15 protein-coding genes, 2 tRNA genes and 2 pseudogenes are annotated in these 22,860 nt (G+C 65.5%); 2 read left to right on the top strand and 17 right to left on the bottom strand.

Annotated features, from left to right (window positions below; all coding sequences use genetic code 11):
• Nucleotides 1-3: 3 nt before the first annotated feature.
• The 7 genes from ACVW17_RS27010 to ACVW17_RS26980 form a co-directional block, all read right to left on the bottom strand.
• Nucleotides 4-2,871, bottom strand: coding sequence for a valine--tRNA ligase (locus ACVW17_RS27010; RefSeq protein WP_456754730.1), 2,868 nt, complete (start codon nucleotides 2,869-2,871; stop codon nucleotides 4-6).
• A gap of 161 nt (nucleotides 2,872-3,032) precedes the next feature.
• Nucleotides 3,033-3,770 (bottom strand): PopZ family protein, encoded by a 738-nt coding sequence (locus ACVW17_RS27005; protein WP_456754729.1) that lies wholly within the window; start codon nucleotides 3,768-3,770, stop codon nucleotides 3,033-3,035.
• A gap of 335 nt (nucleotides 3,771-4,105) precedes the next feature.
• A complete protein-coding gene (locus ACVW17_RS27000; RefSeq protein ID WP_456754728.1) occupies nucleotides 4,106-5,488 on the bottom strand; it encodes a TolC family outer membrane protein in 1,383 nt (460 codons plus the stop codon).
• Between the two features lie 211 nt (nucleotides 5,489-5,699).
• Nucleotides 5,700-6,365, bottom strand: a complete 666-nt coding sequence (locus ACVW17_RS26995; RefSeq protein ID WP_456754727.1) for a protein-L-isoaspartate O-methyltransferase family protein — start codon at nucleotides 6,363-6,365, stop codon at nucleotides 5,700-5,702.
• A 123-nt stretch (nucleotides 6,366-6,488) separates the two neighbouring features.
• Nucleotides 6,489-6,668, bottom strand: a complete 180-nt coding sequence (locus ACVW17_RS26990) for a hypothetical protein (protein ID WP_076859518.1) — start codon at nucleotides 6,666-6,668, stop codon at nucleotides 6,489-6,491.
• A gap of 136 nt (nucleotides 6,669-6,804) precedes the next feature.
• Nucleotides 6,805-6,879, bottom strand: a tRNA-Asn gene (locus ACVW17_RS26985).
• A gap of 253 nt (nucleotides 6,880-7,132) precedes the next feature.
• Nucleotides 7,133-7,618: an anthrone oxygenase family protein gene (locus ACVW17_RS26980; protein WP_456754726.1), complete on the bottom strand. Its 486-nt coding sequence runs from the start codon at nucleotides 7,616-7,618 to the stop codon at nucleotides 7,133-7,135.
• A gap of 92 nt (nucleotides 7,619-7,710) precedes the next feature.
• Here ACVW17_RS26980 and ACVW17_RS26975 point away from each other — a divergent pair, with 92 nt between their 5' ends.
• The gene (locus ACVW17_RS26975; protein ID WP_456754725.1) at nucleotides 7,711-8,358 is read left to right on the top strand and encodes a TetR family transcriptional regulator; all 648 of its coding nucleotides are present in this window, start codon (nucleotides 7,711-7,713) and stop codon (nucleotides 8,356-8,358) included.
• A 12-nt stretch (nucleotides 8,359-8,370) separates the two neighbouring features.
• Here the strand turns inward: ACVW17_RS26975 and ACVW17_RS26970 are convergent, their stop codons facing one another.
• From ACVW17_RS26970 to ACVW17_RS26945, 6 genes and pseudogenes are all read right to left on the bottom strand, one after another.
• Nucleotides 8,371-8,754, bottom strand: coding sequence for a RidA family protein (locus tag ACVW17_RS26970; protein WP_456754724.1), 384 nt, complete (start codon nucleotides 8,752-8,754; stop codon nucleotides 8,371-8,373).
• Nucleotides 8,755-8,776: 22 nt separating this feature from the next.
• Nucleotides 8,777-10,024: pseudogene (locus ACVW17_RS26965) on the bottom strand (acetamidase/formamidase family protein); the annotation flags it as partial.
• 83 nt (nucleotides 10,025-10,107) lie between these two features.
• Nucleotides 10,108-11,128 (bottom strand): annotated as a pseudogene (locus tag ACVW17_RS26960) (helix-turn-helix domain-containing protein); the annotation flags it as partial.
• A 50-nt stretch (nucleotides 11,129-11,178) separates the two neighbouring features.
• Complete coding sequence (locus tag ACVW17_RS26955; RefSeq protein WP_456798042.1) at nucleotides 11,179-12,420, bottom strand: acetamidase/formamidase family protein; 1,242 nt, start codon at nucleotides 12,418-12,420, stop codon at nucleotides 11,179-11,181.
• 49 nt (nucleotides 12,421-12,469) lie between these two features.
• Nucleotides 12,470-14,089, bottom strand: coding sequence for an amino acid ABC transporter permease/ATP-binding protein (locus ACVW17_RS26950; RefSeq protein ID WP_456754722.1), 1,620 nt, complete (start codon nucleotides 14,087-14,089; stop codon nucleotides 12,470-12,472).
• Between the two features lie 5 nt (nucleotides 14,090-14,094).
• The gene (locus tag ACVW17_RS26945) at nucleotides 14,095-14,994 is read right to left on the bottom strand and encodes an ABC transporter substrate-binding protein (protein WP_456754721.1); all 900 of its coding nucleotides are present in this window, start codon (nucleotides 14,992-14,994) and stop codon (nucleotides 14,095-14,097) included.
• 503 nt (nucleotides 14,995-15,497) lie between these two features.
• Between ACVW17_RS26945 and ACVW17_RS26940 the strand changes: the two genes are divergently transcribed.
• The gene (locus ACVW17_RS26940) at nucleotides 15,498-15,680 is read left to right on the top strand and encodes a hypothetical protein (RefSeq protein ID WP_024584196.1); all 183 of its coding nucleotides are present in this window, start codon (nucleotides 15,498-15,500) and stop codon (nucleotides 15,678-15,680) included.
• A gap of 43 nt (nucleotides 15,681-15,723) precedes the next feature.
• Here ACVW17_RS26940 and ACVW17_RS26935 read toward each other — a convergent pair.
• The 4 genes from ACVW17_RS26935 to ACVW17_RS26920 form a co-directional block, all read right to left on the bottom strand.
• Nucleotides 15,724-15,797 (bottom strand) — tRNA-Cys (locus tag ACVW17_RS26935).
• A gap of 55 nt (nucleotides 15,798-15,852) precedes the next feature.
• Entirely contained in the window at nucleotides 15,853-16,578 is a 726-nt protein-coding gene (locus ACVW17_RS26930; protein ID WP_456754720.1) for a tRNA-uridine aminocarboxypropyltransferase, read from the bottom strand.
• A 37-nt stretch (nucleotides 16,579-16,615) separates the two neighbouring features.
• Nucleotides 16,616-19,720, bottom strand: a complete 3,105-nt coding sequence (locus ACVW17_RS26925; RefSeq protein WP_456754719.1) for an efflux RND transporter permease subunit — start codon at nucleotides 19,718-19,720, stop codon at nucleotides 16,616-16,618.
• Nucleotides 19,717-22,845 carry an efflux RND transporter permease subunit gene (locus ACVW17_RS26920; RefSeq protein ID WP_456754718.1) on the bottom strand — a complete coding sequence of 1,043 codons (3,129 nt, stop codon included), beginning with the start codon at nucleotides 22,843-22,845 and terminating at the stop codon, nucleotides 19,717-19,719. The genes ACVW17_RS26925 and ACVW17_RS26920 overlap by 4 nt, the downstream gene beginning before the upstream one ends.
• Between the last annotated feature and the right edge of the window lie 15 nt (nucleotides 22,846-22,860).

The following is a 22,860-nucleotide window of genomic DNA, read 5'->3' as shown; positions in this document are numbered from 1 at the left end:
CGGCTATGACGCCTTCTTCAGCCGCTCGATCGCCTCGAGGATCTTGGTCCGGCGCTCCTGAGCTGCGGCGCGCTTTTCCTTCTCTTCCTCGACCAGCTCTTCCGGCGCGTTGGCGACGAACTTCTCGTTGGAGAGCTTTGCGTCGACCCGCTTGATGTCGGCATCGGCCTTACCGAGCTCCTTCTCCAGCCGAGCCCGTTCGGCCGCCAGATCGATCACGCCCTTCAGCGGCAATGCGACGACTTCGCCGCGCACCAGAAGCTGCATGGCGCCCTCCGGCGCGGCGTCGGCGAAGGAGATGTCCGACAACCGCGCGAGGCGCTTGATCGTGTCGTTCCAGCGCCGGGCGCGGTCGCGCGTCTCATCCGACGTCGTCACGATCACCAGCGGCGTCAGTGTCGACGGCGGGATGTTCATTTCCGCCTTCACCGAGCGCATCGCGGTGACGAGATCGACCACCCAGCCGATCTCGGCCTCGGCTGCGGGATCGCTGAACTCGTCGGTGTCGAGCGCGGCAACGACAGGCGGAATGATCGGATCGGCCACTGGACCGGCGGTCGCGATCGCCGCGAGTTGCTCGCCGGTCACGCCGGACTTGCGCGGCCAGGCCGCCAGCACCAAAAGGCCGTCGCGCTTGGCCGTCACGGCCCACAGCTCTTCGGTGATGAAGGGCATGAACGGATGCAACAGCTTGAGGATCTCGTCGCGCGTCCAGGCGATCATGGCGCGGGTTTCGGCCTTAGCCGCGCCCTCCTCGCCCATCAGCACCGGCTTTGCGAGCTCCAGGTACCAGTCGCAGAACACGTTCCAGACGAAACGGTAGATCGCCGCGGCGGCGTCGTTGAAGCGATGGTCCTCGATCGTCTCGGTCACCTCGCGGGTGACGCGCGAGGTCTCGTGCGCGATCCACCGGTTCAGTGTCTCCTTGGCGCCCCTGGGATCGAAACCGTCCGGCTTCACGCACTCGTTCATCTCGGCGAAGCGGCAGGCGTTCCAGAACTTGGTCGCGAAATTGCGGTTGGTCTCGACCAGATGCGGCGACAGGCGGATGTCATGGCCCTGCGCCGCCTCGCGGGTCAGCGCGAAGCGCAGCGCGTCGGCGCCGTATTCGTCGATCACGCCGAGCGGGTCGATGACGTTGCCCTTCGACTTCGACATCTTGGCACCCTTCTCGTCGCGGACGAGGCGGTGGATGTAGACGGTCGAGAACGGCGCCTGCTTCATGAAATGCAGGCCCATCATCATCATGCGGGCGACCCAGAAGAAGATGATGTCGAAGCCCGTCACCAGCGTGTTGGTCGGGTAGTAGCGCGCGACCTCCGGCGTATCGTCCGGCCAGCCCAGTGTCGAGAACGGCCACAGCGCCGACGAGAACCAGGTGTCGAGCACGTCCTCGTCACGCGTGATGAAGCCCTCGCGCTTGGCGGGATCGGTGGCCATCTCGTGGCCCTGCTCCGGCGTGATGACTTCCTGCTCGACGTAATAGCCGAGCGCGTTGCCGACCGCCTCTTCCTCGGTCTCGGCGACGAACACCTTGCCGTCCGGCCCATACCAGGCCGGGATCTGATGGCCCCACCACAGCTGGCGCGAAATGCACCAGGGCTGGATGTTCTCCATCCACTCGAAATAGGTCTTTTCCCAGTTCTTCGGCACGAATGTCGTCTCGCCCGAGCGCACCGCCGCCATTGCCGGCTGCGCCAGCGTGTGGGCGTCGACATACCACTGGTCGGTCAGATAGGGCTCGATCACCACGCCGGAGCGGTCGCCATGCGGCACCATGTGGGTGTTGGGCTCGATTCGCTCGAGGAAGCCGAACTCCTCCAGCCGTGCCACAATCTTCTTGCGCGCGGCGAAGCGCTCGATCTTGTCAAACTCGGCGGCGAATTCGTCCGCGCCCATCGGCAGGCCGCGCAGATAGTCCTCGTTGCCGGTGAGGTTGAGGCAGCCTTCCTGGTCGAGCACGCTGATCTGCGGCAGGCCGTGGCGCTTGCCGATCTCGAAGTCGTTGAAGTCGTGCGCAGGCGTCACCTTGACCGCGCCCGAGCCCTTCTCCGGATCGGAATAGTCATCGGCGACGATCGGAATCTTGCGGCCGACCAAGGGCAGGATAACGTGCTTGCCGACCAGATCGGTGTAACGCTCGTCGTCCGGATGCACGGCGACCGCGGTGTCGCCCAGCATCGTCTCGGGCCGCGTCGTCGCGACCACGATGAACGACTTCGGATCCTCGGGGCTGAAAGTCCGGCCCTCGATCGGGTAGCGCAGGTACCAGAGATGGCCCTTGACCTCGACCTGCTGCACTTCGAGATCGGAGATCGCGGTGAGCAGCTTCGGGTCCCAGTTGACCAGGCGCTTGTCCTTGTAGATCAGACCCTGCCGGTGCAGCTCGACGAACACCTTGACGACGGCGCGCGACAGGCCCTCGTCCATGGTGAAGCGTTCGCGCGACCAGTCGCAGGAGGCGCCGAGGCGCTTCAGCTGATTGACGATGGTGCCGCCGCTCTCGGCCTTCCACTGCCAGACCCGCTCGAGGAATTTGGCGCGGCCCATGTCGCGCCGTCCCGGCTCCTGCCGTTCCATCAGTTGACGCTCGACCACCATCTGGGTCGCGATGCCGGCATGGTCGGTGCCGGGCTGCCACAGCACGTCGCGGCCGCGCATCCGCTCGAACCGGCACAGGATGTCCTGCAGCGTGTTGTTGAGCGCGTGGCCCATATGCAGCGAGCCGGTCACGTTCGGCGGCGGGATCACGATGGTGAAAGGCGCAGCATCCTTGCGCTCGGGCCGGCCGGCTTTGAACGCCCCGCTGTCCTCCCAGATCCGGGCCATGCGGTGCTCGATATCGGCGGGCTGGTAGTTTTTCTCGATCATGACAATGCGCTGTGGACCATGAGGAAAGGCTAGAAAGCCGCCGGAGCGCACCAAGTCAACCGGACCGGTACGTCAAAACGGCGTTTTGGGTGTTTTGGGCATTTGGGGGCTGAAATGGAGGCCGCCAGGCCCTCGCGGCCAGCACGGCCTCCCGCGCGGAGCTACCGCCCGCGGGAGACCCGCTCGATCTCGGCCTTGACGATCCGCTCGACCAGCCCCGGCAGGTTGTCGTCCAGCCAGGACTTCAGCATCGGCCGCAGCATCTCCTTGACCAGATCCTCCAGCGTCCGAGCATTGTTGCTCAGCACGGTGTTGGCCAGCGAGTTGAACGCGGACTCGACCGCTCGCATCGTGGTTCCGGAGATGATCTGCTGCATCGGCGCAGGCTCGCTTGCAGGCTGTTCGCGACCAGGTTCCTGCGCCCGGCTGCGGGCTTCGGTGAACTCGACATCATCTTGCGGCTCGACCTTGCGGAACGACGGCGCGGCTGCCGCAGGGGCAGGGTCCGGCAGTGCCATGTCGTCGGTGAGCTCGAACACGTCGGCTTCCGGTTGGGCTTCGGGCTGCGGAGACGGCCGGATCTCGGCCGCCGGCGTCGCCTCGTCGAGACTGGCGAGCAGCGAGTCGATGTCGTCCTGACTGTTGCTGGCCGGCGCCGGCGCAGGCGGCGGTGATTTCGGCGCGGTCGCGGCGGCCTTCGCGGCCGGTGGCGCTGCGGGCGGCGGGCTCTTCATCGCGGGCTTGGCTGCGGGCGGCGGCTCAACCTTCGGCGACGGCGGTGCGGCGGCCGCAGGCTTCTCGGCAGCGCCCGGCTTCGCCTCGTCGTCGGCAATGATGCGACGGATCGACGCCAGGATCTCCTCCATCGAGGGCTCTTGGACCTTCGCAGGTTGCGTCATCTCCGACTCCACATCGAAACTTATTTTACATCAAGCCCGAGAGGATTCGCCGGTTCCGATGATGCGGGCGGAGATTTTCACGGCTCCCGCCCGACTTGTCCCCAGATCAAGCCCGCCCGAGGCTTTGTGCAAGCTTCGTGTCGCCCACTGCAGCGTGACCACAGGTGGCGTCGCACCCGTCATCACGCTACGCCGGCGCGCCGCGAATCGGCTTGCTGCCCGATAAAACGGTATGTCAGGCCAATTATCGATTGCAAGCAAACGCGCCAGTCCGTGGTTCTGATTAGCTCAGAACCACAAACATGGCGCGACAAGCGACGATGAAGTGAAGGTGTTTAGCGGCCGTCGGGCGTGCGTACGCCGGCCCAATTGTCACGAACTTGCTGGTAATGCACGCTCGGATCGTAGACGCTGGTGGCAAGGCCCATCACCTGCGGCGACAGACGGCCGATGTAGTTCAGCACGTTGTAGGACGCGACGACGCGATCATGCTGCGCGGTGACCAGCGCGTTGCGCGCATTGACGAGCGCCTGCTGCGCGTTGAGCACGTCGAGCGTGGTGCGCTGGCCGGCCTTGGCTTCTTCGCGGACGCCGTTCAGCGCGATCTCCGACGCGGTCACCTGCGCCTGCGCCGATGCCACCTGCGACTTGCCGGCGATCAACTGGCCCCACGCGGTCACGACGTTGGCACGTGCCTGATCTCTTGTCTGTTCCAGGACCAGGCGCTGCTGCGCCAGCGATTCCTTGGACTGCCGGATCAGCGAGTATTCCGCACCGCCCTGATAGATCGGCAGCGTCAGCTGAACGCCGACCGAGGCATTGAAGAGGCGGTATACGGTCAACTGCGTTTCGTAGCCCTGGCTGACCGATGCCTGCAGCGCAACCGACGGCAGCAGCGCGCCCTCGGCAACCTTGGTCTGCAAGTAGTTGACGTCGACGCCGTACATCGCTGCGGTGACGTTCGGGTTCTGGGTCAGGCCGAGCTCGACGGCGGCCGACAGCGTCGCCGGCAGGTACCGGTCGACCGGCGAGCCCGGCGCCGGATTCTGCGGGTCGACACCGATGATGCGGCGGTAGTTCGAGCGCGTCGTCGTCAGGTTGGATTCCGCTGTCAGCTGCTGGGTCCTGCCCGCCGCAAGCTGTGCCTCGGATTGCGCGACGTCGGTTCGTGTCACTTCGCCGACGTTGAAGCGATCCTGGGTCTGCTTCAGCGTCTGTTCCAGCACGCGCGTATTGCTGCGCTGGACCTCGACGATGGCCGCGTCACGAAGATAGTCCATGTAGATGGTCGCCGCGGCCAGCAGCACGGACTGCTCGAGCGCACGCAATGCTTCGCGCGCCGACGACACCTGGCTTTCGGCGGCCCGCACCCTGGGCGCGGTCTGCGCGTTGTACAGCGATTGATTGGCGGTGAGGCTGACGGTCCGCTGCCGGCTCACGCCCGACACAGCCGGAGTTCCCTGCCCCAATTGCTCATCGGTATATTGTCCGCCCGCATTCGCGGTGAGCGAAACCTTCGGGCGGTAGCCCGAGAGCGCTTGCGGAACGTTTTCGTCGGTCGACCGCACCAACGCACGTTGTGCGTTCAGCTGGGGATTATTCTGGTAAGACCGCACCAGCGCGGATTCGATAGTTTCGGCGAGCGCGGGCACAGGGCCCATCTCCGCCAATAGAAGGACGGCAGTCGCAGCCGCGGTGATAGCCTTCACCCCACGCATCCCCGGTAATCCAATCATTGTAGTCGCCGTCTCCACACGCAAGTCGGTCCGGCGGTCGCCTCAGACGAAGTGAGTCCCGCCTCACCTTAGTCCGCAGCTAAGGGCAACGGAACTACCCCGCAACGGAACGCGGTCGAAACTCTTCACATGGGGCAAACGGGCCACACTTCTGATTCGGAACGGGATTTTATCAGCTGGCGCAGTGCGGTAGTCAGAAGACGAAGGCGGGCAGCCGCTCCAGTCCGGGCAGCACGGGAGCCGTGGCGTCGAACAGCTCACGATGGCCGAAATCCCCGTGGGAGTGCGTCACGAGGGCGGCGCGCGGCGGCGGCGTCAGGCCGAACACCCCGACCAGCCGGCCCCCCTCCTTGAGCTGGCCGAACAGCCCGGTGGGGAGAGCCTCGGTCGCGCCATTGAGGACGATGACGTCGAACGGCGCGCCCGCGGCATCGCCATCGGCGGCCGCAGCGGTCTTGACCGTCACATTCTGGATGCCGAGGCGGGCGAACACCGCGGTCGCCTTGGCGGCCAGCGCCGAATCGCTCTCGGTTGCGCTGACCTCGGCCGCAATGCGCGCCACGATGGCGGCGGCGTAACCGGTTGCGCAGCCGACCACCAGGACGCGGTCGGTGGCCTTGATCGCAGCGGCCTGCAACATCCTGGCCAGCAGCGCCGGCGTGATCAGGCAGCGCCTGGCCGTCCCACCCTCGCTGACATCGAGATCGAGATCGAGATAGGCGAGCGCCTGCTTGTCGGCCGGCACGAATACCTCGCGCGGCACGGTCAGCATGGCTTCGAGAATACGATCATCGGTGACGTCGCTCGGACGCACCTGACCATCGACCATGTACTGGCGCGCGGTCGAAAAACCGGTCATTGGCGGGACCCTGCAAATCGCGGCATTGCCGCTGGAGAAGCTCGAACAGGGCCATCTTTTGGAACAGGCTCCGCCAAAACGCAACACGGCGTTGGCGTGCAGGACATGCGCCGCGGCGCGCGCCTACTCGATCGTGACCGCCAGCCGGCCGATCAGGCGGGCCACTTCGTCAAGATGCTCGGAATCGTGCTCCTCGACGGCTTTTGCGAGCAGGCGAACGCACTCGTCATCACTGATGCAGGGGGCATCGTTCGGAACGAGCGTTGGCTGCGGCATCGACAGGTCGATCAGGTTAATGGCCATCAAAATCACCTCTCAAGACCCGGCAAGACGAAGTGTCGACGGCTATTGAGTCGATTTGACGACGTTTTTGGTTCTGCCGGTAACAGACCACAGGCTTGTGATTGGCGATGTCGGATGTTGATGGGGCCAGCAAAACTGGCTCCCCGGGCTGGATTCGAACCAGCGACCATTCGATTAACAGTCGAATGCTCTACCGCTGAGCTACCGAGGAATAGGCGAACAAGTGTTCGCGAGCGGGCAGCGTATAACAAAGCCTTTCGGGCTTGCAAAGAACCAAATGGGGCTCCGGCCAAACTTTAGCGGCGGACGGTAAACCTCTGCTGCACAAGGGTTTGCCGGCGTTCCAGGGCGGTGCAGGTCCGTCCCGGCTGTCCTGTCGGCGCCGTCGCGTGTCCGGAAGCACTCTGTCGGCGCGGCCATTGCGCCGCGCCGGCGATTCTGGCTCGGGCGTCCCCGCCCCCGCCTCATTCCGCAGCGATCGCGACGGTGAACAGCGCGGTCGCCGCCAGCGAGGCAACGGTCCGGACGTGGTTCCAGAAGGTCCAGTCGGTCAGATAGCGCGCCCAGACCGGCGCGGCCGCAGCGCTCGCGGGATCGGTGGCCGCAAGCTGATCGTTCAGCGGCACGTTGAAGACGGCGGTGACGACGAACATCCCGACGACATAGAGGATGCCGCCGCCGATCATAGGCATCGCGCCCGGCTCCTGCCAACGCAGCGCGCCGAGCACCACCAGCGCGGTACAGGACAGCGTGGTGCCGAGGAAGACCGGCATGAACAGCGAGCGGACAATGGCGACATCGATCGCGTTCATCGCCGAGATGCCGGCGGCCTGATCGATGCGGCCCAGCGCGGTCATGACGAAGGCCGAGAACGCGAAATAAACCCCGGCAAGCAGGCCGCAGCCGAGCGCAGAAAACCACAGCAAGCCCGAGGTCAGCATATGGCGCATCTCTCCACCCTCCAAATGCGAGAATAACTCGTATTTGTGAAATGCGATAAACTCTCGTATTAGAGACGTCAACCGGTTTGTGGAGGACAGCGATGACGAAACGAAAGGCCGCGCCGGCGGCGCGCGCCGCCCTGCCCGGGCTGGCGCGGATGGCCCCGACGCAGCAGCGCAGCCGCGATCGCTTCGAGCGTATCCTTGCCTGTGCGACCGAGATCATGGCGGAAAAGGGCAGCGAGGCGTTCCGCATGAGCGACATCGTCGCGCGCAGCGGCGTCGCCTTCGGCTCGCTCTATCAATATTTCCCGGATAAGGCCGCGATCATCGGCACGCTTGCGGAACGTCATAACGCCGCCGGGCGCGACTGCGTCAGGCGCGACCTTTCCGTGGTCACGACCGCACGCGATCTGCATCCTGCGCTCTGCCGGATCGTCGACAGCTACTACGAGATGTTCATGCGCGAGCCGGGCGTGCGCGACATCTGGCAGGCGACCCAGGCTGACCGCGCGCTGCAAAAGCTCGATGCCGAGGACATGGCCGTGCTCTCGGGCCTGTTGTCCGATGCGATCAAGCGGGTCGCGCCCGGCATGCCGGCCGCAACCCTTGCCACGCTCTCGGGACTGACGATGACGCTGATCGCAGCCGCGGTACGTCACGCCATCACGCTGCCGCCGAAGAAGGCGCGGCAGGCGCTGACGCAGTTCAAGGCCATGCTGCCGCGCGACCTGACCGATCTGGGATGACGTCAGCGGCCGTCACGGCCGTCGGCACACCAGGTCGATTTCGATCAGCGCGTCATAGGCAAGCCCGGTGACGCCGACGCACGTTCGCGCCGGCAGGCGATCCGGCGGGAAGAACGTCCGGTAGGTCTCGTTCATCGCGGCATAGTCGTCGTTGAAACGCGTCAGATAGATCCGCGACATCACGATATGCTCGAGGCCGAGACCAAGGCCTGCGAGCACGACACGCAGGTTCTCCATCACGGCGTTCGTCTGGGCGACGATTCCATCCGGCAGCACGCCGGGCGTCGCCGGCGTATCCGGCATCTGACCGGTCACGAACACGAAGCCGTCAGTCTCGACGGCATGGCTGAACGGCGCGACCGGCTTCGGTCCGCCTGCAATCATATGGAATTTCACTGTTGGTCTCCGCTTTGCGCGATCAGCCGTCGCAGAACAGCCGTTTGCTCAGAATGGCGTGCACGCCCCAATTGCCATCGACCACCTGGGTCACGCCGAAGTCAACCGCCGCCGACATCAGCGCGATCGCCTCGTCCTCGCTCAGGCCTTTGACGCTCATCAGGAAGCGACGCATCTTGCGGAAGGCATCCTTCATCGCGAGATCGAGCGACGACTTGGCGTAGACCTCGCTCTGCCCCTGCGCGCCGAACTCGGCGAGATAGTTGGGATGGCTAAATCCGGTCAGCACCCAGTCGGTCCCGGTCTCGATCAGGGGATAGCTCAGGTCGGCGAAGGGCTGTCCGGTGTGGCTGCCTTTCTTGTGCAGGATCACCTGGAACGTGCCTGTCATCGAGCATTCGATCGCAGTGCCGCTGAGCTCGCCGTCGCCTTGCGCCGCGTGGGGATCGCCGACGGAAAGCAGCGCGCCCGGCACGGCCACCGGCAGATAGACGGTCGAGCCCTTGCCAAGCCGCCAATTGTCGAGATTGCCGCCGAAATAGGACGGCGGCACCGAGTCGACGAAATCGACCTCGCGCGGTGCCACCGCGATCACGCCGAAATGCGGCCGCAGCGGAATGCGGATGCCGTCAAGCACGGCATGGCGGCGCTTGACGCTGCCGGGCGCAACCGGGACGCCGGGATAATCATAGGTCGCGTGCACCACGCCGGACGGATCGGTCTGCGGCTCCCAGCGATAGGAGTAGAGCGCCCGGGCATGCGATGAACCGTCTCCACTGGGAAATATCTCGTAGATGGTGACGACCTCGCGCGGCTTCGGACCGGCGAGAAATTCGCCGTAATGATAGCCCCACCAGGCGGCGACGCTGGAGCCGAACACACGGCCTTCGAACTGCGGGTGGCGGCTTGGCCGCGGCACGATGTCGAGGATGCGCACCTCGAGCACGTCGCCGGGCTGCGCGTCCTTCACCGCGATCGGGCCGGTGCAGATATGCACGCCGAACCCCTCGCCCGCCCCGCGCCCGAACACCGAGGCATCCATCGGGCCGGCGCCACGCCGATCCACATTCTTGCGATCCGCGGTCCAGCCGAACACGCTCTCCGCACCGGGATCGCCCGAGATCATCCGCTCCGGATCGTCGGAGGCATGCTGCGAGAGCGTCTCGATCGTGATGGTGTCGCCCGATGCGATCTCGGCCTGCGGCGGCAGCGTGCGGCTGAAATAGCCCCAGTGAACCTTGTCCGCCTCGACCGCGAGGTGATGGTGCGCCTGTGCGTCAAGAATACCATGAACCGCACCATGAACCGCGCGGTCATCGTCGCGCGACACTGCCGCGGTTTTCGGCGAGGTCGCCACCGGCGGATGCGTGCGCAACTGTGCCAGCGCATCCTGCGGCCAGCCGCGCTGGCCGATCGACGCGGGGGCTGCGCGTTCAGCCTCCTGTTGGCGGAATTCGCGTGGCGGCAGACCGAAGCGATGGCGGAAGGCGCGGCTGAAATGAGCAGAATCGCTGAAGCCGAAGCGATAGGCGATCTCGGAAATCGAGCGATGCGCCTCGCCCGGATTGGACAGGTCGGCCCAGGCACGCTGCAGCCGGCGCTCGCGCACATAGTGCGTGAAATTGTCGCCGACCCCCTCGAACAGCTTCTGCAGGTAACGTTCCGAAATCCCTTCGGCCTGCGCGACGCTCGCCGGCGCAAGGTTGGGATCGTCGAGCCGCCGCTCGATCGCCTGGCAGATCCGGTGCAGGGTCGCAGCCTGCGATGCGGTATGGCGGGCATCGGGGGCCGCACCGGCGAACTGATGCGCAATGGTGAGCAGGAGATCGGCCATGGCCTGCGCCACGGTCATCCATGCGCTGTCGTCCAGCGTCTCCAGCGTCCGCGCGGTCGCATCGAGCATGCGGGAAAAGACAGCGGCCACGCCGCCCGGCGCCACCACGCGCGCCTCGCCCAGCCGCAGCTTGCCGGGAATCCGGCCGTGCAGCGCGTCCGGCGTCACCGACAGCACGATCGCCCGCATGTCGCGCTGGAACACGACGCTGCAATCCCCGCTCCTCGGCAACAGCAGCAAGTGGCCGACCGGAACGATCTGATGGCTGGCGCCATGCCGCAGCATCACGCCGTCGTCGATCGGCAGCAGCGCAATCGGGAGGCCCTCGGCGCCCTGCGGCAATGGCGCCACCGTCTGCGCCCCCGCGGCGATCCGGGTCAGCGCGATCCCGGCAGCGCTGCGGTGCGAGGCGGTGGCATGGCCATCATAAGGAGGCCTGGCGGGGTCCGGCCGCAGGCCAATGGCGCCCAGCACGTCCCGCCACGCCTCGGGCCGGTCATCCTGCGCATAGGATTCGCTCGTGTACGGACGGAAGCTCATCGCATCGACCCAATCGGGGTCGATCGAAGCAACCTGCGTGCCAGTTGCGCCTAATCGCACCTGAACACGTTCTTCCGGATGGTGCCGTGCACGCCCCAATTGGCATCGACGACCTGGGTGACGCCGAAGTCGGCGCCGACCGACATCAGGGAGATCGCCTCGTCCTCGCTGAGCCGATGTACCGTCATCAGGAACCGGCGCAGCTTGCGGAACGCGTCGCGCATCGCCCGGTCGAGGCTGGAATGGCTGGCGATCTCGGTCTGGGCGTTGGCGCCGAGCTCGGCGAGGTAGTTCGGATAGGTGAAGCCATAGACCGACCAGGCCTGCTCGGTTTCCAGCATCGGATGGGTCAACCCTTCCAGCGCGGTACCGCCGAGATCGTTCTTCTTGTGCAGGATGAATTCGAAATCGCCGGTCAGCGAGGTCTCGATCGCGGTGCCGCCGAGCTCGCTGTCGCCCTGGGCGGCATGGGGATCGCCGACCGAGAAGAAGGCCCCGGGCACGGCCACCGGATAGTACATCCGCGCGCCCTTCCCGATCCGCCAGTCGTCGATATTGCCGCCGGTATAGCTCGGCGGGATCGAGCTGACGAAATCCGCTTCCGACGGCGCCAAGCCCATGGTGCCGAAATGCAGCCGCGCCGGCACCTTGACGCCCGTCAGGATGTTCTCGCGCTTGCGGATGGTGCCGTGATCGACCCGCACGCCGGGATAATCGATGGTCGGATGAACGATGCCGTCGGGATCGGTCTGCGGCGTCCAGACGTAGTTGTAGACCGCCTTGGCGAAGGGTTCGCCCGAAGTGTCGAGCTCGAAGATGGTTACGACCTCGCGCGGCTTCGGCTCCTCGATCAGGTCGTGATAGTGAAAACCCCAATTGGCCGCGACGTTGGAGCCGAAGCAGCGGCCGGCGTGGCAGGCGCTGCAACTCGGCCGTGGCTTGATGTCCAGGATACGCACTTCAAGGACATCGCCCGGCTCGGCATTCTCGACCGCGACGGGACCCGTGAGCAGATGAACGCCGAGCCCCTCGCCGGAGCCGCGTATGAACGGCGCGTCGGTTGAGCCGGCACCGCGGCGCGCCACCGCCTTGTGCTCGCGCGTCCAGTGAAACACGCTTTCGGCGCCCGGATCGTTCGCGATCATCCGCTCGTAGTCGTCGTTGGCGTGATGGGTCAGCGTTTCGATCGTGGCGCGATCGCCCGAACGCAGCGTGAGCGCGGGCGCGACCTTCTTGCTGAAATAACCCCAGTGAACGGTCGCCGGCGAAACCGGCAGATTGAAGTGCCTCATGCAAATGCCTCTTCGATGGATCGGAGGATCGTCCGGTCGCCGGTCGCGTTCATCGCACCGTCTCCGGCGTTTTGTCGGCGTCCATCACGTTGAGGAAACGCGCCGTGACGGGGTTGCGCGGGTTGGAGAGCACCTCGTGCGCCGGTCCCTCCTCGAGGATGGCGCCGCCGGTGAGGAAGGCGACGCGGTCGGCCACCTCGTCGGCGAAACGGATCTGGTGGGTCGAGATGATCATCGTGAGGCCGTCATCGACCGCCAGCCGCCGGATCACTTCGAGCACCTCGTTGACGAGCTCGGGGTCGAGCGCCGAGGTCGGTTCGTCGAGCAGCAGCACGCTCGGGTTTGGCGCCAGCGCGCGTGCAATCGCCACCCGCTGCTGCTGGCCGCCGGAGAGATGACGCGGCAGCGCATCGGCGCGATGGCTGAGGCCGACGCGGTCGAGCAGCTCGCTCGCCCGGCGGTCGGCATCGACCCGCGTCATTCCGTGGACCCAGCGCAGCGGCCCCGCGATGTTCTCCTTCGCCGTCAAATGGCTGAACAGGTTGAACTGCTGGAACACCATCCCGACGCCGACGCTGGCGCGCTCATTCGCGATTGCGCGCGGCGACAACGCCTTGCCGTGTTCGGAAAAGCCGAGACGGCGTCCGCCGACCCGAACGGTGCCGGCGTCCCAGTCCTCCAGATGATTGATGCAGCGAAGCAGCGTGCTCTTTCCGGAGCCACTGGGCCCGAGCAACGCCACGACTTCGCCGACGCGCACCGTCAGGTCGACGCCGTTAAGCACGGCCTGCGCGCCGTAGCTCTTGCGCAAGTCCCTGACCTCGACCGCAACGTTGTTGCGCGCGATCGCCGCGGCCCGCCTGGCGCGCCCCTCCGCCGACAGAACGCGCGTCGCCGGTGGCGGGATGTCAGCGGGCGGCACCGCGACCTCGATACCGGGCGCGGCCTTTTCGACCAGCGCGAGCACGGCTTCAGGATCGCCGCGCCGCCACGGCAGGAGATCCGCAAGACCGCGCTGGCGCCGGTCGAGATCGAGCATCCGCTCCAGCACGAGCTGGATCAGGCTGACGGCGCCCGTCAGCACCAGATACAGCAGGCCGGAGGCAAAAAAGATCGAGAAGAAGTCGAACGTCGAGGATGCAAGCTGCGTGCTTCGGAGCGTCAATTCCTGCACGGCGATCACCGAGGCGAGCGACGAATTCTTCAAGGCGCTGACGGCCTCGTTGCCGAACGCCGGGATCATGGTCCGGATCGCCTGGGGGGCCACCACCCGCCGCAGCAGCACGGATGGCGTCATGCCCAGTGCCTGCCCGGCGGCGAGTTGTCCGCGATCGACGCCCAGCACACCGGCGCGCAACATCTCGGCGATGAAGGGAGCTTCGTTACAGGCCAATGCGAGACCTGCCGCGAGGATCGCCGGCAGCTTGATGCCGATATGCGGCAGCGCGTCGTAGGCAAACACCATTTGCAGGATCAGCGGCGTGCCGCGGAAGATCACGGTGTAGCCCCGCGCCAACCCTGCCAGCAGCCCGAACCGGCTGAGCTGCATCGAGGCGAGGATCAACCCCAGCAGCAGCCCGCCGCCGAGCCCGAGGGCAGTCACCTGGAGGGTGATCTCGATGCCCTCGAGCAGATACGACAGACTGAGATAGTGCAGGAACAGCGACATCAGGATCAGTTGACGGTCAGCAGTCCCGGCTCTTTCAGGTTATTGGGGTCGAGATCCCACTTCTTCAGAAGCGCGAGCTGATCGCCGGATTTGTGGATTTCAGTCAGCGCCGCCATCACGGCTTCACGGAACTTGGGCTTGTCCTTCGGCACGGCGATGCCGACCGAATACGGAATGGTGACCGCAACCGCCTTTTCGAGCTTGTCGGGATAGGCCTTCACGGCGTTGTCGACCGTGTTGACGTCGTTGACGTAGGTGTCGGCGCGCCCCGCCAGGATGGCCTGGATGCAGTTCGCGTTGTTGTCGTAGAGCTGCAGCGTCGGCTCCGGCTTGCCGGCGGCCTTGCATTGCGGAATCAGCGCCTGCACCAGCGGCACCTCGACGAAGCCCGTATTCTCGGCGGCTGCGGCGCCGCACAGCGACAGATTGATGCCGTTGATGCCCTTGGGATTGCCCTTGGCGACCAGCACGCCGTCGAACACCTTCGAATAGGTGATGAAGTCGGCCGCCTTGGCCCGCTCTTCGGTGGCATAGATGTCGGAGATGACGATGTCGGCCTGCCCGCTCGCCAATGTGGTGAGCAGCGCAGCGAACGTCACCGCCTTGTAGGTCAGCTTGAAGCCGAGACACTCGCCGATCTCCTCGCCGAGATCGATGTCGAAGCCGACATATTTGCTGGGATCCTTCGGATCGATCGCTTCATAACCCGGTGTATGCGGGTTGATGGCGTTGACCAGCGTCTTGCCCTTCCAGTCCGGATATTTCGCCTGCAATGCGGCGCATTCGGCAGGCGCAGCCTGGGCGCCAACCGGCGTCAAAAGCCCGGCGGCGGCGACGGCACTCAATATCGCCAGGCACACTGAACGCGACGCGCGCCATCCACTCCCACAAAGCCAATTTTGCATATTGCCAACTCCTCCGAATTTGTCATGGCAAGGCCATGTCCCAAAACTCGACGGAAAGGCTACGGGGAACGATGCCGGGAAGGCTTGTCCCGGGACGTACAAAAAATTGGATCAGCCGGGCCTGAGAATTGGGCAGGCCTGCTCAAGATTCATCCGTGACGCCCGCCGATCCATTGCTGATCTCTTGGGATCGCGTGGTTGCTCGCGCACCGCGACACGCGACCGACGGCCAGCTTGCCCTCGCTGTCACGTCTCCCTAAAATTCCTGCGATATTTGACGGCTATGAATACTGCCGGACAGTCCGGAACAGTTTTTCGAAACATGTGATTTGTCTCACACGAGGTGCGGCCATGCCGACCTAGGTTCCCCCCGCGGGAGGGGTATCAGTGATTCATTAACCAAGCCGGGCGCCATCGTTCTTTTCATAAAATTCGAACGAATCGCTCAATCCGGACCGAAGACAGTTTTGCGACCATTGCGCTCTCGAACCTCGGAGAGCGCGATGAGCGAAGTCGAATTTGATCTGCTGCTGGACGCCGTGCGTACGGCAATCGCGCCCATTGCTCAGGAGGATTTCGTGGCTCAGCCCTCGCCCCGTATTCAGCCGCCGCCGCGTGCTGCCAATGACAACCAGGCGCCGTGGCCGCTGATTCCGTTTCCTGAAGGTTGGTATGCCGCAAGCTAATGCGGCTTCTCATTGATCGGCTGCAAGCCATTGATGAGATGAATGGAGGCCACGACCAGAATTGAACTGGTGTACACGGTTTTGCAGACCGTTGCGTAACCACTCCGCCACGTGGCCCCTTGCGGCGCACTTCATATACGCCCTCTCTCAGATAGGCAACCAAGCCCAATAGCTATCGCCGACGCTTCCGATAGTCCCGTTTCCTGGGTTTTGGCGCCAATTCCGGCATTTTGGCCTGGACTTCGCGGAATCTCGCCAGCATCCGCTCGAAACTGTCGGTTAACGTTGCGGCGATATCGGGCCGCTTTTGCAGCCCGGCCAGCAGGATCGCGGCCGCTTCGATGGTGGACAGGCCGTCGCGACGCGGTTCCCGGCGCAGCTTGCCGTAGCGCGAGGGCTTTTTCGGCCCGAGAATCACCCGCTGGCACTTCAGCATCCAGGCATTGCGCCACCACAGCGCCTTGGCCTGGCTCCAGGTGCCGTCGAGCAGCACGACCCCCTCGATATCGGACAGGATGGCGCGCTGGTGCGGCTCCAGTTCGCCCTTGCGGTTGATCGCGACGATCTCGGCCTCGGTCTCGAGCTCCTCGACCTTGGCCGAGCCGAGATAGAGCACCGCCCAGCGCGACGGATCAGGCACCGGCCGGCCGAGCGCCTTGGCGAGGCTCGGCCAGGACAGCCCGATCCGCACCACGGCGTTCTCGAAATGCTGCGCCAACAGCCGCGCGGTGCCGAGCGCCCGGTCCTGCTCCTGCGGATGGATCAGGATCAGCAGCTGGATGCGGCTCTCGATCGGGGTGACGCTGTCGCAGATGCAGAGCGGCAGCGGCTTGCCGCAATGCGGGCACTCCTCGATCTCGGCAACAACGTCGGCTTTGACTTCGGTCGGGTCGGACATGGCTCCGCTATACGCGCGCGGAGCTGTACAATTCAACCTATTCCGCCGGGGCGTGCACGCCCGACGGCTCGCGGCGCTGGCGCAGCCGGTCGATCAGGAGATAGATCACCGGCGTGGTGTAGAGCGTCAGGATCTGCGACACGAACAGGCCGCCAATGATGGTGATGCCGAGCGGCCGGCGCAGCTCGGTGCCCGGACCGGTCGCAATGACCAGCGGAATGCCCGCGAACAGCGCGGCCATGGTCGTCATCAGGATCGGACGGAAACGGGCCCGGCAGGCCTCGAAGATCGCGTCCCGCGACGACAGCCCCTGATGCCGCTCCGCGTCGAGCGCGAAGTCGACCATCATGATGCCGTTCTTCTTGACGATGCCGATCAACAGGATGATGCCGACGAAGGCGATCACGGTCAGCGGCGTGTTGGTCACCTGCAACGCCAGCAACGCGCCGAGGCCGGCTGACGGCAGGGTCGAGATGATCGTAATTGGATGCGCCAGGCTCTCATAGAGCACGCCGAGCACGATATACATCGCGATCAGCGCGCCGAGGATGAGCAGCGGCTGCCGCCCGCTGGTCTTGTTGAAGTCGCCGGCATTGCCGTCGAAGCTGCCGCGAATGCCCTCCGGCATGTGCAGCTCGTTGACCGCCTGCTGGATGTTGGTGGTCGCGACCTCGAGCGGCACGTCGGGCAGCAGGTTGAACGACACGGTGGTCGAGGGGAAGCCGCCGGAGTGGAAGACCGCGAGCGCCGACAGTCCGCGCTGATAGTGCACCAGCGCCGACAGCGGCACCTGCACGTCATTGGCGCCTGCGACATAGATGCGCTCGAGGTTCGACGGATCGCTCTGGAATTTCGGATCGATCTCGAGCACCACGACGTACTGGTTGCGCTGGGTGTAGATGTAGGAGATCTGCCGCTGCGAGAACGCGTTGTTGAGCGCGTTGTCGATGTCCTGCACCCGGACGCCGAGGCTGGAAGCGGTCTTGCGGTCGATCACGAGGTTGAGCTGCAGGCCGCCGGGATCGCGATCAGATGACACGTCGGTGATGCCCTCGACGGTCTCCATCCGCTTGGCGACCAGCGGCGCCCATTTCTGCAACAGCTCGAGATCGGTCGAAGCGAGCGTGTACTGGTAGTCGGAATCGCTCTGGCGGCCCCCGGTGCGGATGTCCTGGGCGGCGAACATGAACAGGCGGATGCCCGGCACCATGAACAGATTGCGGCGCAGCCGGTCGATCACCTGCGCGGTCGATAGGCCTGCCCGCTCCTCGGGCGGCTTCAGGCTGATGAACATGGTGCCGCGGTTGGAGGTGGCGCCGCCCGGGCCGCCGCCGGAGCCGACCGACGAGCCGATGCCGGCGACCGCCGGGTCGGCCATCACGATGTCGGCGAGCCGCTGCTGCAGCTGGAGCATCGCCTGGAACGAGATATCCGCCGACGCCCGCGTCGAGCCGATCACAAAGCCGCTGTCGTCGGTCGGGAAATAGCCCTTCGGCGTCTTGATGTAGAGCGTCACCGTCAGCGCGACGGTAGCGAAGAACACCACCAGGGTCAGGAAGGGATAGCCGAGCACGATCCGCAGCGTCGACGCATAGAACGCCACGACGCGCGACAGCGTGCCCTCGATGGCGCGGTCGTACCAGGTGGCGCGATCCGAGGTCGCCTCCCTGATGTAGTGCGCGCAGATCATCGGCGTGATCGTCACCGACACCAGCGTTGACACGATGATGGCAAAGGTCAGGGTCAGCGAGAATTCGCGGAGCAGCCGGCCGACGATGCCGTCCATGAAGATCAGCGGGGTGAAGGCCGCGATCAGCGACAGCGAGATCGACAGCACCGTGAAGCCGATCTGCTTGGCGCCCTCGACCGCCGCCGGATATGGCGCCATGCCCTGCTCGAGGTTGCGGTACATGTTCTCGATCATCACGATGGCGTCGTCGACCACGAAGCCGACCGAGATCGCGAGCGCCATCAGCGACAGATTGTCGATCGAGAAGCCGGCGAGCCACATCCCGGCGCAGGTGCCGGCCAGCGCCAGCGGCACCGAGACGCCGGCCGCGATCGTCGGCACCACACGACGCAGGAACACGAACACGACGACCATCACGAGCACCGCGGTCGCCAGCAGCGTGAACTGCATGTCCTCGACGCTGGCGCGGATCGTTCCGGTACGATCCACCAGGGTCGAGATCTCGACGCCGGCCGGAATCCACTTCTTCAGTTCCGGCAGCAGCCGGCGCACGCTGTCGACGGTATCGATGACGTTGGCGTCGCCCTGCTTGGTGATCTGGATCAGCACCGCCGGCTGCTTGTTGAACCAGGCAATCGAGCGCGAGTTGCGGACGGAATCCTCGACCTCGGCGACATCAGAGAGGCGGACGAAATTGCCGTTCGAGCTCTTGATGATGATGTCGCGGAACTCGGCCGCGGTGCGCATCTGCTTGTTGATCGAGAGCGTCTCGCTCAGCCGCTCGCCATTGAAGATGCCGACCGGGCCGAGCGGATTGGCATTGATGATCGCGGTCCGGACGTCGTCGGTCGCGATCCCGGCATTCGCCAGCGACACCGGGTTGAGCGCGATGCGCACCGCCGGTTGGTCGGCGCCGCTGACGGTGACCTCGCCGACCCCAGGCACCTGCGAGATGCGCTGCGCCAGCACAGTGTCGGCGACGTCGTACATCGCGCTGGTCGAAATCGTCTTCGAGGTCAGCGCCAGCACGAACACCGGCGCCGCGGCCGGATTGGCCTTGCGGAACTTGGGCAGCGACGGCAGGTCGCTCGGCAGATCGGCGAGCGAGGCGTTGATCGCGGCCTGCACGTCGCGCGCGGCGCGGTCGATATCGCGGCCGATCGAGAACTGCACCTGGATGCTGGTGGTGCCGAGCGAGCTCGTCGAGGTGATCTGGTCGACGCCCGAGATGGTGCCGAGCTTGCGCTCCAGCGGCGCGGCGACGGTCGCGGCCATGACAGAGGGATCGGCGCCGGGCCGCGACGCCGACACCCGGATGGTCGGGAAGTCGACATTCGGCACCGAAGAGACCGGCAGGAACTCGTAGGCGACGATCCCGACCAGGAACAGCCCGATCGCCAGCAAGGTGGTGCCCACCGGCCGGCGGATGAAGGGCTCCGAGATCGAGATCACTGCATGCCCTCGGTGGCTCCCGCGATCGGCGGGCCGCCCCGGCCCGGCTCCGGCACCGCCCGCTCGATCCGGCGATTGAGCCGGTCGAGCGCCAGATAGATCACGGGCGTGGTGTAGAGCGTCAGCAGCTGGCTCAGCAGCAGGCCGCCGATGATCGAGATGCCGAGCGGAAAGCGCAGCTCGGCGCCGGTGCCGCTTTCGATCGCGAGCGGCAGCGCGCCGAACAGCGCCGCCAGGGTCGTCATCATGATCGGCCGGAAGCGCAGCAGGCAGGCCTGCACGATGGCATCATAGGACGACATGCCCTGATGCCGCTCGGCCTCCAGCGCGAAGTCGATCATCATGATAGCATTCTTCTTGACGATGCCCATCAACAGGATGATGCCGATCAGGCCGATCACCGAGAGGTCCTGCCCGCACAGCATCAAGGCGAGGATGGCGCCGACGCCGGCCGAGGGCAACGTCGACAGGATGGTGATCGGATGGATGTAGCTCTCATAGAGCACGCCGAGCACGATGTAGATCGTGATGATCGCGGCCAGGATCAGCCAGGGCTGTCCGGCCAGCGAGCGCGCGAATTCGGCGGCGTCGCCGGAATAGATCCCGACGATGCTGCCGGGCATTCCGATCCGGGTCTCGATTGCCTTCACTGCCACCACGGCATCGCCAAGCGCCTCGCCCGGCGCTAGGTTGAAGCTCAGCGAGACCGACGGGAATTGCGCCTGGTGCGAGATCGCGAGCGGCGCCGTGGTGCGGATCAGCGTCGCCACCGCCGACAGCGGCACCTGCGCGCCGTTGGCTCCGGGCAGATACAGTTTGTCGAGGATCGAGGGGTCGCGCTGGTACATCGGCAGCGCCTCGAGCACCACGCGGTACTGGTTGGCCTGGCCATAGATCGTCGAGATCTGCCGCTGAGCGAAGGCATCGTTCAGCGTGTCGGTAACACCCTGCAGACTGACGCCGAGCTGGCCGGCGCGCTGGCGGTTGATGTCGAGCGCGGCGCGCAAGCCGCCGTCCTGCGCTTCCGACGAGACATCGCGGAAGATCGGGTCGCGCCGCATCTCGGCGACCAGCTTCTGCGCCCATTGCGAGACCTCGGCGGCGTCGGTCGCGGTCAGCGTATACTGGTATTGCGAGCGGCTCGACTGGGTCGAGATCTGCACGTCCTGCACCGGCTGGAAGTAGACGGTCATGCCGGGCACCGTCGCGACCTTCTGCTTGAGCCGCTCGATCACCTTGACGACGCCGTCGCGCCGCTCGTCGAGCGGCTTCAAGGTCATGACCAGGCGGCCGACATTGGTGGTCGGATTGACCGAGCCCGAGCCGATCACCGAGACCACGCCGACCACATCAGGGTCGGCCTTGATGAGCTCGGAGACAGCGCTCTGCCGCCGCTGCATCTCGGCGAACGACACATCGGGGCCGGCCTCGGTCACCGCCGTGATCGAGGACGTGTCCTGCAACGGCAGAAAACCCTTCGGCGCCAGCACATACATGATGAGCGTCAGCGCGATGGTCGCGAACGTCACCAAGAGCGTCGCGCGCTGACGCTGCAGCACCCAGAGCAGCGTGCGATGGTAGAACTCGACCATCCGGTCGATGAAGCGGCTGACCGCGGCCAGCCCCGGCACCGCCATCTCCTCATGGATGTTCTTGAGCAGCCGCGAGCACATCATCGGCGTCAGCGTCAATGAGACGATCGCCGAGGTCACGACCGCGATGGTCAGGGTCAGCGCGAATTCCCGGAACATGCGGCCGACCAGGCCGGACATGAACAGCAGCGGGATGAACACGGCGATCAGCGAGACCGTCAGCGAGATCACCGTGAAGCCGATCTCGCTGGCGCCCCTCAATGAGGCCTCCATCACCGTCTCGCCGTCTTCCATGTGGCGGACGATGTTCTCGATCATGACGATGGCGTCGTCGACCACGAAGCCGGTTCCGATGGTCAGCGCCATCAGCGACAGATTGTCGAGGCTGAAGCCGGCGAAATACATGATGCCGAAGCTCGTGATCAGCGACAGCGGCAAGGCCACGCCGGCGATCAGGGTCGCGCGCAGCGACCGCAGGAACAACAGCACCACCAGGGTCACCAGCACGACGCTGAGGATCAGCGTGAACTGCACGTCGTGGACCGAGGCGCGGATCGTCACGGTGCGGTCGGACACGACGGTCAGCTTGACGCCGGCCGGGACCGCGCGCTGCAACCGCGGGATTTCGCCGCGGATCTGCTTGACCACGTCGATGACGTTGGCGCCGGGCTGGCGCTGGATGTCGATGATGACGGCCGGCGTGCCCTGGTACCAGCCACCGGTGCGGTCGTTCTCCAACCCGTCGACGATCTGCGCGACGTCGCCGATCGTGACCGGCGAGCCGTTGCGATAGGCGATGATGATCGGCCGGTAGGCGTCGGCGGCGGCGATCTGGTCGTTGGCGGCGATGGTGTAGGATTGCTGCGCGCCGTCGAGTGAGCCCTTCGGCCCCGACACGTTGGCGCCGGCGATCGTGCTGCGCAGATCCTCCATAGCGATGCCGTAGGCAGCGAGCCGCGCCAGATCGGCCTGCACGCGGACCGCAGGCTTCAGGCCGCCGAGGATCGAGACCCGGCCGACGCCGGAAATCTGGCTCAGCCGTTGGCCGAGGATCGTGTCGGCGAGATCGCTCATCGCGCGCAGCGAGATCGTGTCCGAGGTCAGCGCCAGGGTCATGACCGGCGCGTCCGCCGGGTTCACCTTGGCGTAGACCGGCGGATACGGCAGCGTCTTCGGCAGGATACCCGCCGCGGCATTGATCGCGGCCTGCACGTCCTGGGTGGCGCCGTCGATATCGCGGTTGAGATCGAACTGCAGCGAGATCTGGCTGACGCCGAACGAGCTCGTCGAATTCATCGACGACAGCGACGGGATCTGGCCGAGCTGCCGCTCCAGCGGCGCCGTGATCAGCGAGGCCACCACGTCGGGGCTTGCGCCCGGCAATTGCGTCGTCACCTGCACGGTCGGGAAATCGACCTGCGGCAGTGCGGAGACCGGCAACGCCCAATAGCCGAGCGCGCCGCCGATCATCAGCGCGATGCCGAGCAGCGAGGTGGCGATCGGCCGGCGGATGAACGGTTCGGAGACGCTCATGGCTGCGTGCTCGCT

It is taken from the genome of Bradyrhizobium sp. USDA 4473 (assembly GCF_054063335.1).
Note: the sequence above shows the minus strand (reverse complement) of the source record. Positions and strands in the feature narration are given on the sequence as shown.

Bases quoted from the DNA above. Each gene is read 5' to 3' on its own strand.
- ACVW17_RS26955 (WP_456798042.1), bottom strand. From the start codon at position 12,420: ATGAGGCACTTCAATCTGCCGGTTTCGCCGGCGACCGTTCACTGGGGT.
- ACVW17_RS26940 (WP_024584196.1), top strand. From the start codon at position 15,498: ATGAGCGAAGTCGAATTTGATCTGCTGCTGGACGCCGTGCGTACGGCA.
- ACVW17_RS26990 (WP_076859518.1), bottom strand. From the start codon at position 6,668: ATGGCCATTAACCTGATCGACCTGTCGATGCCGCAGCCAACGCTCGTT.
- ACVW17_RS27000 (WP_456754728.1), bottom strand. From the start codon at position 5,488: ATGCGTGGGGTGAAGGCTATCACCGCGGCTGCGACTGCCGTCCTTCTA.
- ACVW17_RS27005 (WP_456754729.1), bottom strand. From the start codon at position 3,770: ATGACGCAACCTGCGAAGGTCCAAGAGCCCTCGATGGAGGAGATCCTG.
- ACVW17_RS26995 (WP_456754727.1), bottom strand. From the start codon at position 6,365: ATGACCGGTTTTTCGACCGCGCGCCAGTACATGGTCGATGGTCAGGTG.
- ACVW17_RS26975 (WP_456754725.1), top strand. From the start codon at position 7,711: ATGACGAAACGAAAGGCCGCGCCGGCGGCGCGCGCCGCCCTGCCCGGG.
- ACVW17_RS26980 (WP_456754726.1), bottom strand. From the start codon at position 7,618: ATGCGCCATATGCTGACCTCGGGCTTGCTGTGGTTTTCTGCGCTCGGC.
- ACVW17_RS26920 (WP_456754718.1), bottom strand. From the start codon at position 22,845: ATGAGCGTCTCCGAACCGTTCATCCGCCGGCCGATCGCCACCTCGCTG.
- ACVW17_RS26945 (WP_456754721.1), bottom strand. From the start codon at position 14,994: ATGCAAAATTGGCTTTGTGGGAGTGGATGGCGCGCGTCGCGTTCAGTG.
- ACVW17_RS26930 (WP_456754720.1), bottom strand. From the start codon at position 16,578: ATGTCCGACCCGACCGAAGTCAAAGCCGACGTTGTTGCCGAGATCGAG.
- ACVW17_RS27010 (WP_456754730.1), bottom strand. From the start codon at position 2,871: ATGATCGAGAAAAACTACCAGCCCGCCGATATCGAGCACCGCATGGCC.
- ACVW17_RS26950 (WP_456754722.1), bottom strand. From the start codon at position 14,089: ATGTCGCTGTTCCTGCACTATCTCAGTCTGTCGTATCTGCTCGAGGGC.